We start from the raw sequence: 16,029 nt of genomic DNA on the forward strand, positions 1-16,029 counted from the left end.
AGAGTGGGTTCAATGAATCACTGGATCACGCCGCGAGGCAGAAACACGGCGAAGTAAAAGACAAACCAGATGCCGATGACAATGGCCGTCGCGATGCCCGCGAGCGCGAGCGCACCGCCCGGCCCGCTGCGCACGATTTCGTCGAGTCTTGCGTCTTCGTTCGGATCGTCGTTCATGGTCGTGTCGAGACTAGTAAAGGGGCGCCGAGCGAAGTTCGTTGACTTCCTTCACGGAGACCGGCGCGCCGTTATTGCCCCACGTCGTGCGGATATACGTGACCACGGCGGCCACCTCCACGTCCGACAGCGACTGCGCGAACGGCGGCATGCCATAGGGCTTCGGATTCTTGAACGTGCCCGGCGGATAGCCGCCGTTGAGCACCATGCGAATGGGGTTGACCGCGGAACTCATCACGATCGACTGGTTGTTCGCGAGCGGCGGAAAATGCGGCGGCTTGCCCTGGCCTTGCGCGGCGTGACAGACGGCGCATTGCGCGTCGTAGATCTTCTTGCCGAGCGGCGAGAGACTCGTGCGCTGCTCGACCACGGCCTGCGTCGGCGGTGCCGACTTGTCGCCGGTGCGCGCGGGCAGCGCCTTGAGATAGACGGCCATCGCGCGCACGTCGTCTTCGCTCAGATACTGCAAGCTGTCGTAGACCACTTCCGCCATCGGCCCGTACACCGCGCCGCGGTCGGAGACGCCTGCATGCAGCAAGCCGACGATGTCGTCCATGCCCCAGTTGCCGAGGCCCGCTTCCTTGTTCGACGTGAGCGAAGGCGCGTACCAGTTCTGAATCGGAATGAGGCCGCCTTCGAACGCCTTCGAGCTGACGTTGCCGCCGAGCGCGTTGATCGCGGTATGGCACATCGAGCAATGTCCGAGACCTTCGACCAGATACGCGCCGCGATTCCATTCGACGGACTGCTTCGGATCGGGCTGATACTCGCCCTGCTTGAAGAAGAGCGACCGCCAGCCGATCAGCAACTCGCGCCGGTTGAACGGGAAACGCAACTCATGCTGACGGTTCGGCTGATGCACGGACGGCGTGGACATCAGGAACGCGTAGATGGCATCCGAGTCGGCGCGCGTGACTTTTGTGTACGACGCGAAAGGCATCGCTGGATAGAGCAGCGAGCCGTCGCGCGAGCGGCCCGTATGCATCATGTTGTAAAACTCGTCGGCGGTCCACGAACCCAGGCCCGTCTCCTTGTCCGACGAGATATTCGGCGTGTAGAGCGTGCCGAACGGCGTGTCCATCGGACGCCCCCCGCCGAAGGTCTTGCCCGCCGGCAGCGTATGGCACGCGATGCAATCGCCCGCGCGAGCCAGATACTCGCCGCGCTTGACCGTGTCGGCATCGGCGGGCTTCGCCTGCGCCATCGCGTTGCCGGCCGGCACGGCGCACGCCGCGAAGAAGACCGCTACGGCAAGCGCCCGAAGTTGTCTGAAACGAAGCACGTCGGCCCTCTCTAGTGTTGGACGCTGCCGCACGCGAGCGGCATCTTCAGCGAGCCGGCGGCGACGGGCGTCGGATTCGCCGGCGCGGGCAGCGAAGCCAGATAGGCGGAAATAGCGGTGATGTCCCGCTCGCTCAGAAGCTGGGCGACCTGCCGCATGCAGTCCGGCGCGACGGTCGAGCGCGTGCCGTAGCGCCATGCGCCGAGTTGCGCGCTGATGTAGTCGGCATGCAGGCCGAGCAGCCCGGGGATCGCCGGCTCCATGCCGGTCATCGACGCCCCGTGACAACTGACGCACGCCGGCACCTTGCCCGACGCATCGCCCTTCATGACGAGCGTCTTGCCGAGATCGAGCGTCTTGGCATCGACGGTGACGGCGGACGGCGGCGGGAACGGCGGGCGCTCGGCGGCGAAATAATCGGCGATCTGTTTCAGATACGCGTCGGGCAAGTACGCAAGCAGGTAGTTCATCGGCGGATACTTGCGCCGGCCGTCGCGAAACGCGAGCAATTGGTTGTACAGATAACCGGCGGGCTTGCCGGAGAGGCGCGGAAAGTAATCGTTGTCCGTGCCCTCGCCGTGCGCGCCGTGGCACGCGGCGCAACCCATGACGCGCGCCTGCATGGTGTCGGGCGCGCGTTCGAGAGGCGCGTCCGCGGCGTACGCATCGAAGCCGCAAAACGTGCAGAGCGCCGAAATTAGCAACAAGGCGCTGCGCTGAGCCACGTTTCCCACGTATCCCCCGTTTCAGGTTGCCGTTTTCGTTTGGACGCGGCCGGTCGCATGCAATGAGTCGCATGCAATGGACACGGCGACGCTGTTCTTCAAAGCCGCAGGTCTTGCCGGTGGCGGGTCGTGCTTGGCTTTTCAGATGGTAGGAGACGAGCCTCGTTTTCTCCAGTCCTGAGATTGTCTCAATACATGCGATCGCTGCGCGTGACAAGACGACACAAAACTTTGCGTTTGATCAAACGCGCGCATTATTTCGAGATGCCCAACCAAGCGGTTGACGGTCTCTGTGGTGCTTATGGATTGGCTCTGCGGAGATGGCGATTTTTTTTGAGATTCGCACTCTTTATTTGAGCCCGAGCCGTCGCGCGAGCCGGTTCAGGTTCGCCCGGTCGATGCCCAACTCGCGCGCCGTCGATGCCCAGTTCTGCTGATTGCGCGCGAGCGCATCGAGAACCAGCGTGCGCTCGTATGCCGTGACCGCTTCGCGCAAGCCGACAGCAGCGGGCGCATCCGATGCGAGCGGTGCGGGCGGCGCGACGCTCGCCGTATCGCCGATGCCGAAGTCCGCGGCGGTGAGCGTCAGAATGCGCGGCCGTTCGCGATGCCCCGCGAGCGCCTTCAACGCGCTTCGCCCGATGAGGTGCTCCAGTTCGCGCACGTTGCCCGGCCAACGGTAGGCAAGCAGCGCGGCCTGCGCATCGGCGGAGAGTCGCAGGCCCGACAGGCCGAGCCGCGACCGGTTCTCCTCCAGAAAGTAGCCTGCGAGCAGCAAGATGTCGCGACCACGCTCGCGCAGCGGCGGCACGACGAGCGGATACACCGACAGGCGGTGATACAGGTCCGCGCGAAAGCGTCCGCCGCGCACTTCTTCGGCGAGATCGCGGTTCGTTGCAGCGATCAGCCGCACATCCACGCGATGCTCGCTGTCCGAGCCGATGCGCTGCAACTGGCCGTTCTGCAACACACGCAGCAGCTTGGCCTGCACGGCAAGCGGCAGCTCGCCGACTTCATCGAGGAAGAGCGTGCCGCCGTCGGCCAGTTCAAACTTGCCGCGCCGGTCCGACGACGCGCCCGAGAAGGCCCCGCGCACATGTCCGAAAAGCTCGCTCTCGACGAGCGTATCCGGCAGCGCCGCGCAGTTGAGGCTCACCAGCGGTTTGTCCGCGCGAAGCGACCGCGCGTGAATTTCGGAGGCGACCAGTTCCTTGCCGACGCCCGTTTCGCCGGTAATCAGCACGGTCAGATCGCTCGACGCCACGATTCCGATCTCTTCCAGCAAATGCTTCTGCGGCGCGCTGCTGCCGATCATCTCGCGGCGGCGCGGGCCGCTCGCCTGCCGATACACCTCGGCCCGCTGGCGCTCCGCCTCGCTCGTGCGCGCCAGCCGGTCGATGCGTTCAGCGACGCTCACCGTCGCCGCCGTGAGACTCAGAAATGCCTGGAGCGAAGCCATGTCGATGCCGTCGAAACGCGCGGGATCGAGCGCATCGAGCGTCAGCACGCCCCACGGACGTCCGCCGATGAACAGAGGGCTGCCGAGGCAATCGTGTACTTCCAGATGCGCGCCGGCGTGCTTGACGAGGCCGTCGTAGGGATCGGGGAGACTGGAATGCGCGGGAAAACGCGTCGGCTCGGGGCGCGCAAGGATGCGCGCAAACCGCGGATGGTCTCGCACGAGGAAGCGCCTGCCGAGCGTATCGCTCGATAGGCCGTCGATAGCGAGGGGCACCAGCGTCTCGCCGTCGAGCCGCAACAGCGCAGCGGCGTCGCTCGGGAAAAGCGCGCGTAGCGTGCTCAGCAATCGGCGATAGCGCTCGGTATCTGGAATGTCGTGCGATAGGTCTTCGATCAGCGGCACAAGGGCGTCTAAGACGACGCGCGAAGTCATCGCGACTACATCGGCAGTCTTTTGGACTAGGGTCGAAGTGACCATGCTTCCCCACAAGTCGTTGAATCTACGGGGATTCTACACTGGCATAGAAGCTGTATGAGGTGACGGCACAAATCGCTCGCGGGGCTTTTCGGCCCCGCCCTTGTCACGAGGACTACACCATGCTGTCAGCAGAACACCGTTCCATCATCAAAGCGACCGTGCCGCTTCTGGAAAGCGGCGGCGAAGCGCTCACGCGCCACTTCTACGCCACCATGCTGAACGAACACCCCGAAGTGCGCCCGATGTTTAATCAGGCGCATCAGGCGAGCGGCGCCCAGCAACGCGCGCTCGCCAACGGCGTGTTGATGTACGCGCGGCATATCGACGAGCTCGACAAGCTCGGCGGGCTCGTCGGGCAGATCATCAACAAGCACGTCGCGCTCAATATTCAGCCGGAGCATTATCCGATCGTCGGAAGCTGCCTGCTCCGGTCGATCCGCGAAGTGCTTGGCGCAGACATCGCCACCGACGCCGTCATCGAGGCGTGGGCCGCTGCTTATGGCCAGCTAGCGGATCTGCTCATCGGCCTGGAGGAAGGGATCTACAGCGAGCGCGAACACGCGCCGGGTGGATGGCGCGGCACGCGGCGCTTCGTCGTCGCGCGCAAGGTCGCGGAGAGCGATGAAATCACGTCGTTCTATCTCGTGCCCGAGGACGGCGGCAGTCTCGTCGATTTTCATCCGGGACAGTACATCGGGCTGCGTGTGTTCGTCGACGGCGAGGAACTGCGTCGCAACTACTCGCTGTCGGCGGCGCCCAACGGCCGCGAATATCGCATCAGCGTCAAGCGCGAGAAGGAAGGCAGGGTGTCGAGCTTCCTGCACGACCGCATTCACGAACGCGACACGCTCGACCTGTATCCGCCCGCCGGTGACTTCAGGCTCGAACACGGCGACAAGCCGCTCGTCCTGATCAGCGGCGGCGTGGGCATTACGCCGACGCTCGCGATGCTCCACGCCGCGCTCGCCACGACGAAGCGCCCGATCCATTTCATCCACGCGGCGCGGCACGGCGGCGCGCACGCGTTCCGCGAGACGATCGACGAACTGGCCGCGCGTTATCCGCAACTCAAACGCTTCTATTGCTATGAGAATCGGCGCGACGGCGACAGCGAGCCGCACGGCGTCGGCTTCGTGAACGAAACGCTGCTCGACCAGTGGCTGCCTGCGAACCGCGACGTCGATGCTTACTTTCTCGGGCCGATGTCGTTCATGAAGGCGGTGAAGAAGCATCTCAAGGCGCTCGGCGTGCCGGAAGCGCAGAGCCGCTATGAGTTCTTCGGGCCGGCTGCTGCGCTTGATTGAGCGTTCATTTGCGTCGAGAAGACGGACGCGCGCTGGGCAACGGCGGGTCCGTTTCTGGTCCTAAGCGGTTGGAATCGAGCGCGGTCGCCCGCCGCGCCGACATCGCCTACTCTTTCAACGGCGCATACCCCATCTCCCGCCCCACCTCGCGCGCATGCTTCTGCGTGTGGGCGCTGCGCATCGGCTTGAGCACGAAGAGCGCGAGGAGCGCCGCCAGTGCCGCCATTCCGGCCGCGAGCATGAAGACGGCGTGCCAGCTTCCCGTCGACTTGGTGAGGACGCTCGAAAACGGCACCAGCAGGGCCGCCGTGCCTTTTGCTGTGTACAAAAGGCCCGCGTTGGTAGCCGCGAACTTCGGGCCGAACGTGTCGCCGCAAGTCGCGGGGAAGAGACTGTAGATCTCGCCCCACGCGAAGAACACGATTCCGGTCAGCACCACGAACGCCGTCGGGTTGTGGCCAAAGTTCGACAGCGCGACGATCCCCACCGCTTCGATCGCGAAGGCGAGAAACATCGTGTTCTCACGCCCTATTCTGTCCGATACCCACCCGAAGAACGGCCGCGTCAGGCCGTTGAGCACTCGGTCGATGGTCAGCGCGAACGTCAACGCCGGCAGCGTCAGGCCGAGAATCGATACGGGCGAATCCTGCAAGCCGAAGTCCTTCGCGATCGGTCCGAGCTGCGCGGTCGCCATCAGACCGCCGGCCGCCATCATCACGAACATTGCGTACATCACCCAGAAGATGGGCGATGCCAGGACTTGCTTGGGGCTCGCGTTATAAACGGCGCGCGTGACCGTGCTCTTGACCGCCGCGAGCAACTGAGCAGGTGGCGCGTACAGGGCCATGCCGAGCAAGAAGACGACGAGGCCCTGCCCGAGCCCGAACCAGAGGAACGTCGCTTCGTAGCCGCTCGATTTGATCATGTGCGCGATGGGCACGACCGTCGCCGCCGATCCCATGCCGAAGCCAGCCGCCGTGATGCCGGCCGCGAGGCCGCGCCGCGTAGGGAACCATTTGAGCGCGTTGCCGACGCACGTGCCGTAGACGGCGCCCGCGCCGACGCCACCGATCGCAGCGGCGAGATACAGGAGCGGCAGCGAAGACGCCATCGAGTTCATCGCCCAGGCAATCGCGCAGAGGACGCCACCGCCAACGACCACTGGGCGCGGGCCGTACTTGTCGACGAGATAGCCTTCGATCGGTACGAGCCACGTTTCGGTAACGACGAAAATCGTGAAGGCGACCTGAATCGCCGCGCGGCCCCAGTGATATTTCTCGTCGATCGGATTGACGAACAGCGTCCATCCGTACTGCATGTTGGCAATCATCGCCATGCAGATGACGCCAAAAACCAACTGCACCCACGGCGACGCAAGACGCGACGCACCCACCTGGCGGTTTATCCGGTCAGTTCCCATGCCTGTCTCCTTGGCATTGCTGCCTTGTGTCATCGGACGTCGAGCGACGCCTCCTGCGACCGCGCAAACGCGTCATCGCATATACACAGTATTTGATATATCTAGTAAGTCAAGCGAAAGAAACGGCCGGGTTTCCACTTAGGACAACGCCGGCTGTAAGCAAGTGAAAGCGCGGTCTGATCCGGCGGTGGCGAAAAAAAAGCCCGGCAGTCACGAGGCTGACGGGCGATGGGCGTGGGCGAGACATGGCAATCCGCTGCACGCACTCTCTTTATAGATGAAAGCGTATCGTAATGTAAAGAGCGCTATTTGTAGGGTAAACGCTTGCGACGGATGGCTCAGTTAGAACACATTAAACGGCACATTTACCATCAACCGATAAATGTCGCTCGTACCGTCGGAATAATACTTACTGCCTTGGTGATGCATGTAATAGAACTTGACCGACGTGTTCTTGAACTTGCCCTCCGGCACGGTGTAACTCGGAATAATGCCGAATTCGTGATGCGTGCCGTGCACGGGTTCCCCGTTCACGATATAGCTGCTCGCGTTGACCGTGCCGCTATTGGCCATGGCACTGCCGTCTGCGCCCCACCCATATGCGACCCACGTCGTCACCTTGAACCCGGGCATGCCGTAGTCCTTAAGATTCAGCGAATAAGAAAGACTGACTGACTTTTCGTGCGGCTGGTTGTAGTCGACATCCAGCGAGTTGGAAAGATAATCGCCGCCCGACTCGTGCATGTAGTCGAACATCTGGTCGCCGAGAATCTGCTGGAAGGCGAATTGCAGCGTATGCGCGCCATGCGTGCCGGCGAGCGCCAGGCTATACGCATTGTTATTGATCGGACCCTGACGCTTGTCGCCGATGGCACCCGTGTAGTAATAGTTGAGCGCGCCAGTCCAGCGCACGGATTTCGCATCGCCGATGCTTTGCGTCGCGGAAAGATAGTACTGCTGCCACACGTTATTGGCGATGCTGCCGTACAGCGTGACCGCCGTATCGTCGCCGCGCGTCCAGTCGCCGCCGAAGTACGTGAATTGTGAGACGTGCTTGCCGCCGTATTCGGTTGAAAGCCCGGTTACGGTCGTCATGCCGCGCGAGATCACACCATCCACGGTGCCGGCCTTCAGCGTGAGATTCTTGACCTCGTCGCTCGCGAGCGAGAAGCCGCGATACGTCGGCGGCAACGCGCGATTGTCGTGCGGCACGAGGAACGGGTTGTCGAAGAGTTGCTGGCCGTATTTGAGCACCGTGTTCGACACGCGCGCCTTCACGTCCCACACGCCCGGATACGCCCACGCAAGCTGGTTCGCGCCGCCGCCGTCCGTGCCCACGTGTACGCGGGTGCCCGCGCCGTTGCCGCCGTTCAGCTTGAACGCGCCGAACATCGACACGTCGCCGCCGAGCCCGATGAGCCCGCGCGTGAAGCCGGATTCGAATACGGCCTGCGCGCCGAGCACCCACGCGTCTTTCTTCTTTGCGCCCTTCGGTTCGAAATGTTCCGAGAAAGAGCGGCCGAGCAAATTAAAATGCGAGTCTTCAATAAAGCCCTTCGACTTCGCCTGGCTGCTCACGGGCGCATCGGCTTCGGTGTTGGGCGGCGAACTCGGGACGGTTTCGGTATGGCGAGAAAGCGGCTCGGTATCGGCTTCCTGGCCATATGCGGAGACGGTTGCGGCCATCACGCTGCTAAACAGCAAAATCGAAAGTGCGACTGAAAGTTTTTCTTTTTTCACGAAAAGTATCTCCAACGACTGACTCAACCTGCGGACTGCACAAACCAACTCTCAAAATCGACGGCTGCAACGAGCCGCGCCCGGCGACCGAAGCAGTCGGGACGAGCGACGCGTGCTTAGGGCTACTACGCGTCCATGTCGTGAGCTATGGAAACTTGCGCATCAGGCGAAAAAGCACGCGGCCGACGCGCCGTTATCGAGCACGCGCAATTCGGGCGTTTCCAACGCGCATCGCGCTTCTGCCATCGGGCAACGCGTATGGAACACGCAGCCGGAAGGCGGACTGATAGGGCTCGGGATATCGCCGGACAAGATCTGAACGGTCTTGCCGCGCTCGACGGCCGGATCAGGCACCGGCACCGCCGAAAGCAGCGCGCGCGTGTACGGATGCCGCGGCGTTTCGTAGAGCGCCTGCTTGTCGGCAAGCTCCATTACGCGGCCGAGATACATCACCATCACGCGGTCCGAGATATGGCGCACCACTGCAAGATCATGCGCGATGAAGATGAGCGACAGGCCCATCTCCGACTGCAACGACTTCAGCAGATTGACGATCTGCGCCTGAATGGAGACGTCGAGCGCGGAAACGGGTTCGTCGCAGATCACGAGCTTCGGCTCCACGATGAGCGCCCGCGCAATCCCGATACGCTGGCACTGCCCGCCCGAAAACTCGTGCGGATAGCGGTTGATCATCTGCTCGCGGAGGCCGACTTTCGCCATCATCGCGCGCACGCGTGCCTGACTTTCCTGCTTGCCGATACCCGGCCGATGCTCGGTCAGCGGCTCCGCGATGATCTGCCCAACCGTCATGCGCGGATCGAGCGATGCGAGCGGGTCCTGAAAGATCATCTGTACGTCGGCGCGCGCCGCATGCCATTCGCGCGGCGACGCCCGCGTAAGATTCGTGCCCATCCACACGATGTCGCCGCTCGTCGCCGGAATCAGATTCAGAATGGCGCGCGAAAGCGTCGACTTTCCGCAGCCCGATTCGCCGACCACGCCGAGCGTTTCGCCTGCGCGCAGATCGAAGCTCACGCCGTCGACGGCCTTCAGCGTGCGCGCGGGCGCCCACGGCAGGCGGCTCTTCGCCTTCACCTGGAAATGCACGCGCATGTCGCGCACGGAAAGAATGGTCGATGTCGCGTCAGACATGGCTCGCCTCCCGATAACGCGTCTTCAGCGCATCCACGGGCCGATGGCACGCTCGCAGCCAGTGCGCGCCGTCGACCGCCGCGAGCGCGGGCGCGCGCTCGGCGCATTCGGCGGCGGCATCCGCGCAACGTTCATGGAACGGACAGCCCGCCGGCGGATGCGCCATGTTCGGCGGATTGCCGGGAATGCCGGTGAGCTCGCCGCCCTGCTGGTCGAGGCGCGGCAACGCGCGCAGCAAGCCGATGGTGTACGGATGCGAGGGCTTCGCGAACAGCGTGGCGGCATCGCACTGCTCCATCACGCGGCCGCCGTACATCACCATGACCTTTTCGCACAGGCCGGCCACGACGCCGAGATCATGCGTGATCAACACGATGGACGTGCCGAAATCGCGCTGCAAGTCCCGCAGCAGTTGCAGCACCTGCGCTTGCACGGTGACGTCGAGCGCGGTGGTCGGCTCGTCGGCGAACAGCACTTCGGGCTCGCAGAGCAGCGCCATCGCAATCATCACGCGCTGCCGCATGCCGCCCGACAACTCGTGCGGATACTGTCCGATGCGATGCGCCGCCTCGGGAATGCGCACGGCTTCCAGCATGGCGATGGCCCGCTTCTTCGCCTCGCGGCGCGTCATGTTCTTGTGCAGTTCCAGCACTTCGGTCATTTGCCGCTCGATGGTCAGGTACGGATTGAGCGAGCTCATCGGGTCCTGAAAGATCATCGAGAGGCGGTTGCCGCGAATCCGGTTCAGCGCCTTCGCGGACATGCCGAGCAGGTTCTCGCCGCGATACATCGCGTGGCCGCTTGCGCGCCCGTTCGACGCCAGCAGCCCGAGCATGGCGAGCACCGTCTGGCTTTTGCCTGAGCCCGATTCGCCGACGATGCCGAGCGTTTCGCCCTCTTCCAGCGTGAAGCTCACGCCGTTGACCGCGCGAACGGTGGCGTCGTGTGTCGCGAACTCGACGCGCAGATCGTTGATTTCGACTAGCGGCATGGCTCACCTGTCCTTCGGATCGAGCGCATCGCGCAGCCCGTCGCCGACAAAATTGATGCAATAGAGCGTCACCGACAGCAGCCCGGCCGGAAACAGCAGAATCCACGGCGACGCTTCCATCACGCCGACGCCGTCCTGAATCAGCACGCCCCAACTGGTCATCGGCTCCTGCACGCCGAGACCGAGGAACGACAGCACCGACTCCGTGAGAATCACGCCCGGCACAGTGACGGTCGTATAGATCGCGACGATGCCGAGCAGATTCGGCACCACATGCCGCGCGATGATGCGCCGCGTCGGCACGCCGATGGCACGCGCCGCCTCCACGTATTCCTTCGAGCGGATGGCGAGCGTCTGGCCGCGCACCACGCGCGCCATGTCCATCCACGAGAAGACGGTGATGGTCAGCACGACGAGATAGAACTCGCGGCCGAGCAGCGTCACCATCAGAATGGCGATGAGCAGGTACGGAATGGCGTACATCATGTCGACGAAGCGCATCATCGCGTTGTCGACGCGTCCCCCGACGAAGCCCGCAATCGCGCCCCACACGATGCCGAGCGTTACGGACGTCAGCGTGGCGAGCGCGCCGATCATCAGCGAGACGCGCCCGCCGACCAGACAGCGCACGAGCAAATCGCGGCCGGTTTCGTCCGTGCCGAAAAGATGCCAGTGAGCGAACGTGGGCGGCACGCTCATCGCGTTCCAGTCGGCGGAATCGAACGCGTTCGGCAAGACCCACGGCCCGACGATGCACGCGAGCGTGATGACGGCGAGCAGCGCCAGACTCACGACCGCCGCCTTGTTGCGCAGAAAGCGCGCGCGGGCGTCCTGCCACGGACTGCGGCCCGCGACCGCCTGTTCGAGCATCGGCGCCAGAGAAGCAGATTTCATCGTGCGCCCTTTTAGTAACGAATCTTCGGATCGAGCCACGCGTACGCGAGATCGACCAACAGGTTGAGCAGCACGGCCACGACCGTGACCAGCACGACGAGGCCGAGCACCAGCGTGTAATCGCGATTGGCCGCGCCGTTCACGATCAGCTTGCCGATGCCGGGCAGCGAGAACACGGACTCCGTGACGACCGCCGCCGTGATCGACGAGATCGCGAGCGGCCCGATCACGGAGACGACCGGGATCAGCGTCGGCTTGAGCGCATGACGCAGCACAATGGCGCGCATCGGCAAGCCCTTCGCGCGGGCGGTGCGAATGTACGGCGTGTTCATCACCTCGATGAGGCTTGCGCGCGTGACGCGGCCGACCGTCGCGACGTTGATCATCACGAGAAGCGCGACCGGCAGGACCATGTAGCGCGCGTCCGCCCCGTTCCAGCCGCCCGCCGGCAGCCACTTGAGGCCGATGGCAAAGACGAGAATCAGCACCGGCCCGATGACGAACGACGGGAACGCATTGCCCGCGTTGCTGACGAGCATCAGCGCGTAGTCCGCGATGCTATTGCGCCGCAGCGCCGCGCCCGCGCCGAGCAGCACGCCGATGACGATGGCCAGCGCCATCGAGACGCCGCCGATGGTGAGCGACACGGGCAGCGCGCGCAACACGAGTTCGTTCACGCTCCAGTCGGCGTAACGGAACGACGCGCCGAGGTCGCCGTGCAGCAGGCCGTCGAGGTAGAGCAGATACTGCTTCCACAACGGCTCGCCGAGGTGATACTTCGCCTGCAGGTTCGCGAGCACTTCGGCGGAGACTTTGCGCTCGCCGTCGAACGGACCGCCGGGCGTGGCGTGCAGCAGCAGATAGCAGACCGTCACGACGATCAGGAGCGTCGGCAGCGTGAGCAGCACGCGACGCAGAGCATATGACCACATGAGAGCGCGTCCTTGGTGTCAATGCTTGACGATGTAGAGGTCCTTGCTGCCGTAGTGGTCCGCCGGATTCTTCAGCGAATAGCCGCCGACCGTGCTGCGCACCAGGCGCGGCAAGCCGTATTGCAGAAGCGGCAGCATCGGATAGTCGTCCATCACGAGCTTGGCCGCCTCGGTCATCAACTGCTTGCGCTTGACGAGATCCGTGGTTTCACTTGCTTGTTTGACGAGCGCGTCGGCCTTCGGATTGCAGTTGAAGTTGTCGTTCTGCTCGGACTTGCACTGCACGAGCGTGAGGAAGGTCGTCGCGTCGTTGTAGTCCGCCACCCAGCCGTTGCGCGCGATCTGGTAGTCGCCGTCATGGCGCTTCTTCAAGAGCACCTTGAATTCCATCGACTCGATGTCGGTCGCGAGGCCCAGCTTCGTTTTCCACTCGGACGCCGCGAAGATCGCCATCTTCTTGTTGTAGTCGCTCGTGTTCATCGCGAAACGCAGCGTCGTGCCCGGCTTCACGCCCGCCTGTTCGAGCAGCTTCTTCGCTTCCGCGACGCGCTTGTCCATCGGCCAGTTCGCCCACTCATAGGCGGACACGTCCGCGCCGCTCACGCCCTTCGGCAGCAGGCCGTAGCTCGGCGTCTGGCCGTCGGCGGTCACGCGTTGCGCGAGCAGATCACGGTCGATCACCATGGAAAGCGCCTTGCGCACGCGCACGTCCTTCAGGAGCGGATCGCGGTTGTTGAAGCTGTAGTAGCGCGTGCCGAGAATCAGCGAGTTGCGGATATCGTTGGGAAATTGCTGACGGTACTTGGCATACGTGCCGGTGGGCAGTTGATACGTCATGTCGTTCTCGCCCGACTGGAATAGCTTGACGTCCGTGTTCTCGTCCTCGACCGGCAAGTATGTGACTTTCGTCAACTGGACGTGTTCCTTGTCCCAGTAATTCGGGTTCTTCGCGAGCACGAGCTTGCTGTTGACCTGCCAGTCCTTCAACTGGAACGGACCGTTGCTGACGAGATTGCCCGGCTTCGTCCACTCCTTGCCGAACTTCTCCACCGTCGCGCGATGCACCGGCCCGAGGTTCGCGTTCGACATCAACTCGGGCAGGAACGGCACGGGACCCGAAGTCTTCACTTCGAGCGTGGTCGCGTCGATGGCGCGCACGCCGAGCGCGCTCGCCGGCTTCTTGCCCGCGACGATCTCCGCGCCGTTCAGAAGGAACGGACCGAACACGCTCGCGTACGACGACGCCGTTTTCGGATCGATGAAACGCTGGCAGCCGTAGACGAAGTCGTTCGCGGTCACGGTGTCGCCGTTGGACCAGCGCGCGTTCTTGCGCAAGTGAAAAATCCACGTCGTCGGGTCCTTCTGCTCCCACTTCTCCGCGACGCCGGGAACGACTGCGCCGTCGCCATTGGTGGCGGTCAGCCCTTCGAACAGGTCGCGCGCCAGATTCGCCGCGCCGACCGATTCGACGAGCGCCGGGTCGAGCGTCTCCACTTCCGAGCCGTTGTTGCGCACCAGTTCCTGCTTGGCGGCAAGCGTCACGCCGGGCGGGACGATGGCGGCTGCGGCAGGCATCGCCGCGAATACGAAGGCGGTGCTGGCGGCCGCAATTGCTGTGCGGTGTAAGCAGCTTAGAACGGCGAATGACTTCATCGGATTCCTCTTTGTCTCGTTGTCGTGTTTCTTCTGGAAGCGGCGCGTGCGGCAACGTTTAGCGCATATCCGCTAAACCAACGAACGATCGCGCTTAGTACGTCTAATGAGTCGAAACCATGCGTCGCGTTCGGAACATTTCCGAGCGGCGCTCGATTTGCTTGATGACTGCCGGCGAGTATTTCGTATCGGTCATGCGGATGCCACCCGCAATCGCGCTTGATGACGAAATTTTTCGAAATATCGCCCGAATGAGCGACTAAGACCGGAGCGAGCCTGCGCCGGCTCCACCGAACGGACCGCAGCGTGTCGTCGCAAAAATCGCGCGACGACACACTCACCGCAAGATCAGGCTCCGCCGAAGAGGCGTTCCGCGCGAGCGCGCAGTTCCTCGGGCGATACGTTTTCCTTGTGAGTCGCGATCCACCAGACATGGCCGAACGGATCGCGCAGCTTGCCGCCGCGGTCGCCGTAGAACTGGTCTTCGACCGGGCGCAAAATGGTGGCGCCCTCGTCGACCGCGCGCTGCACCACGGCATCGACGTCTTCCACGTACAGATGCAGCATCACCGGCGTGCCGCCGATCGCAAGCGGACCTCTCACCTCCATTTCGGGGAATTCGTCGCTCAGATAAAACGGATTGCCGCCGATCAGCAGCTCCGCATGCCCGACGCGCCCGCCCGGCTCCTGCATGGTGAAGACTTCGGTCGCGCCGAACGCTTTCTTGTAGAAGTCGATGGCCGCGACGCCGCCCGCCACCGCGATATACGGAATCACGCCATGACGGCCTTCGGGGATGGGATCGACTGGTGCACTCATGAATGCCTCCTGGAATCGGCAAAGGTTAGCGGACGCCGCATTCGCCACCGGCGGCGCACCTCAAATGGTGCCGGTTTTGGGCGAGCGCCGCAAAGCGCGCCACGCGCCCTTAACAAGTTTTCACTATTCGCTTCATACTCTCGGTCGGAGCACGTCCCACTTCCCCATCAAACGGAGCACTTATGCACGATCTGAAAGGCAAGTCGATCCTCATCACGGGCGCGAGCACGGGCATCGGCGCGGCGGCGGCCCGCGCGTTCGGGCGTTACGGCGCGAATGTCGCGGTGCATTACAACAGTTCGAAGGACCAGGCCGAGGAAGTCGCGAAAGACGTGCGCGCGCTCGGCGTGAGCGCGATCACCGTCGGCGCGGACGTGCGCGATTCGAAGGCGATCGCGGCCGTGGTCGCGCAAACGGTCGATGCGTTCGGCAAGATCGACGTGCTCATCAACAACGCGGGCAGCCTCGTGAAGCGCGAGCCGCTCGAAAGCGCGACCGACGAACTCTTCGACGACGTCATCAACATCAATGCGCGCTCGGTCGTCGTGTTCACGCGCGCGGCGCTGCCTTCGCTGCGCTCGGGCGGCGGCGGTTCGATCATCAACGTGACGTCGGTGGCGGCGCGCAACGGCGGCGGGCCGGGCGCGCTGCTGTACGCGGCGTCGAAAGGCTTCGTCAGCACCATCACGAAGGGCATGGCGAAGGAATTCGCCGCCGACCGCATCCGCGTGAACGCCGTCGCGCCGGGCGTGATCGGCACGCCGTTTCACGACCGCTTCTCGACGCCCGAGCAACTGGAAGGCTTCCGCAAGTCGATTCCGATGGGCTATATCGGCGAGGCGGACGATTGCAGCGGCGCGTTCCTGTATCTCGCGTCGGAGGCGATGTCGCGCTACGTGACCGGCCAGATCATCGACGTCAACGGCGGCCAGTTGATGCCGTGAGGCGCGCCGGCCGTGTTATAAGGCGCAAGTCGCTACCGAAAAAAGGAGAATGCAGGAG

General features: G+C 63.6%; 14 protein-coding genes. 2 read left to right on the top strand and 12 right to left on the bottom strand.

Going from position 1 to position 16,029, the window contains the following annotated elements; genetic code table 11:
- Positions 1 to 17 precede the first annotated feature (17 nt).
- The 4 genes from HWX53_RS13740 to norR form a co-directional block, all read right to left on the bottom strand.
- On the bottom strand, positions 18 to 176 hold the full coding sequence (locus HWX53_RS13740; RefSeq protein ID WP_175941648.1) for a hypothetical protein: 159 nt from the start codon (positions 174 to 176) through the stop codon (positions 18 to 20).
- A 13-nt stretch (positions 177 to 189) separates the two neighbouring features.
- Positions 190 to 1,380: a c-type cytochrome gene (locus HWX53_RS13745; RefSeq protein WP_244140141.1), complete on the bottom strand. Its 1,191-nt coding sequence runs from the start codon at positions 1,378 to 1,380 to the stop codon at positions 190 to 192.
- 89 nt (positions 1,381 to 1,469) lie between these two features.
- Positions 1,470 to 2,081 carry a c-type cytochrome gene (locus HWX53_RS13750; protein WP_175942426.1) on the bottom strand — a complete coding sequence of 204 codons (612 nt, stop codon included), beginning with the start codon at positions 2,079 to 2,081 and terminating at the stop codon, positions 1,470 to 1,472.
- A gap of 451 nt (positions 2,082 to 2,532) precedes the next feature.
- Positions 2,533 to 4,122, bottom strand: coding sequence for a nitric oxide reductase transcriptional regulator NorR (norR, locus tag HWX53_RS13755; protein ID WP_175941652.1), 1,590 nt, complete (start codon positions 4,120 to 4,122; stop codon positions 2,533 to 2,535).
- Positions 4,123 to 4,241: 119 nt separating this feature from the next.
- On the opposite strand from norR, the gene hmpA reads away from it, so the two are divergent.
- Entirely contained in the window at positions 4,242 to 5,426 is a 1,185-nt protein-coding gene (gene hmpA, locus HWX53_RS13760) for an NO-inducible flavohemoprotein (RefSeq protein ID WP_175941654.1), read from the top strand.
- Positions 5,427 to 5,532: 106 nt separating this feature from the next.
- On the opposite strand, the gene oxlT is transcribed toward hmpA, so the two are convergent.
- The 8 genes from oxlT to HWX53_RS13800 form a co-directional block, all read right to left on the bottom strand.
- Complete coding sequence (gene oxlT / locus HWX53_RS13765) at positions 5,533 to 6,846, bottom strand: oxalate/formate MFS antiporter (protein WP_175941656.1); 1,314 nt, start codon at positions 6,844 to 6,846, stop codon at positions 5,533 to 5,535.
- A 342-nt stretch (positions 6,847 to 7,188) separates the two neighbouring features.
- Entirely contained in the window at positions 7,189 to 8,586 is a 1,398-nt protein-coding gene (locus HWX53_RS13770) for an OprD family outer membrane porin (RefSeq protein WP_175941658.1), read from the bottom strand.
- A 162-nt stretch (positions 8,587 to 8,748) separates the two neighbouring features.
- Complete coding sequence (gene oppF, locus HWX53_RS13775; protein WP_175941660.1) at positions 8,749 to 9,738, bottom strand: murein tripeptide/oligopeptide ABC transporter ATP binding protein OppF; 990 nt, start codon at positions 9,736 to 9,738, stop codon at positions 8,749 to 8,751.
- Positions 9,731 to 10,729 (bottom strand): oligopeptide/dipeptide ABC transporter ATP-binding protein, encoded by a 999-nt coding sequence (locus HWX53_RS13780; protein ID WP_175941663.1) that lies wholly within the window; start codon positions 10,727 to 10,729, stop codon positions 9,731 to 9,733. The genes oppF and HWX53_RS13780 overlap by 8 nt, the downstream gene beginning before the upstream one ends.
- Positions 10,730 to 10,732: 3 nt before the next feature.
- Positions 10,733 to 11,623: an ABC transporter permease subunit gene (locus HWX53_RS13785; RefSeq protein ID WP_244140105.1), complete on the bottom strand. Its 891-nt coding sequence runs from the start codon at positions 11,621 to 11,623 to the stop codon at positions 10,733 to 10,735.
- Positions 11,624 to 11,634: 11 nt separating this feature from the next.
- Positions 11,635 to 12,555, bottom strand: a complete 921-nt coding sequence (locus HWX53_RS13790) for an ABC transporter permease subunit (RefSeq protein WP_175941665.1) — start codon at positions 12,553 to 12,555, stop codon at positions 11,635 to 11,637.
- Positions 12,556 to 12,573: 18 nt separating this feature from the next.
- On the bottom strand, positions 12,574 to 14,130 hold the full coding sequence (locus tag HWX53_RS13795; protein WP_244140106.1) for a peptide ABC transporter substrate-binding protein: 1,557 nt from the start codon (positions 14,128 to 14,130) through the stop codon (positions 12,574 to 12,576).
- A gap of 426 nt (positions 14,131 to 14,556) precedes the next feature.
- On the bottom strand, positions 14,557 to 15,027 hold the full coding sequence (locus HWX53_RS13800) for a VOC family protein (protein WP_175941669.1): 471 nt from the start codon (positions 15,025 to 15,027) through the stop codon (positions 14,557 to 14,559).
- 182 nt (positions 15,028 to 15,209) lie between these two features.
- Here HWX53_RS13800 and HWX53_RS13805 point away from each other — a divergent pair, with 182 nt between their 5' ends.
- The gene (locus HWX53_RS13805) at positions 15,210 to 15,971 is read left to right on the top strand and encodes a glucose 1-dehydrogenase (protein ID WP_175941671.1); all 762 of its coding nucleotides are present in this window, start codon (positions 15,210 to 15,212) and stop codon (positions 15,969 to 15,971) included.
- Positions 15,972 to 16,029 lie beyond the last annotated feature (58 nt).

The sequence above is a fragment of the Caballeronia sp. BCC1704 genome (assembly GCF_902833455.1).
Classification (GTDB): Bacteria; Pseudomonadota; Gammaproteobacteria; order Burkholderiales; family Burkholderiaceae; genus Caballeronia.